1 protein-coding gene is annotated in these 522 nt (G+C 20.9%); it reads left to right on the forward strand.

All coding sequences use genetic code 4. The features are described from left to right. Positions 1–27: 27 nt before the first annotated feature. Positions 28–522: ankyrin repeat domain-containing protein (locus M0D11_RS06485; protein ID WP_252321178.1), on the forward strand; the 495-nt coding region annotated here is incomplete at its 3' end.

Here is a 522-nt window from a genome sequence, read left to right on the forward strand (position 1 = left end):
TATTTTTAAATAAGGAAGTATTTTAAAATGAGAGTTATTGACAAAGAATTAATAAGATTGGTTATTATAAGTAATGGAACTGATAATTTACAAGAAATTAAAAAAATAATTGAGAATGGTGCTGATGTAAATATTCAAGATAAACACAATAAAGAATTCAATTATTTTATTGATTTTGCTATTTCATTAAACAATAAAAATATAAATGAATATAATATAGTTGCAAACACACCTTTACATTGAGCAGTTATAGTTAATAATCCAAAAGTTGTAAAATTATTACTTGAAAATGGAGCAAATCCCAACATACAAAATGAAGTAGGAATGGTACCTTTACATTGAGTATTTAAAGAAGAAAATACTAATTTATTAATACCTAAATTTTTAATAGAAAATGGAGCAAATCCAAATATACAAGAAGAAGAATTATACACTCCTTTACATTTTGCAATTTATTTTAATAGAAATTTGCATGTTATTAAACAATTATTTATTAAAAATAATGTTAATGTTAATGTTTTA

Origin of the sequence: Spiroplasma endosymbiont of Lariophagus distinguendus (assembly GCF_023846195.1) — a bacterium.
Lineage (GTDB): Bacteria > Bacillota_I > Bacilli_A > Mycoplasmatales > VBWQ01 > Spiroplasma_E.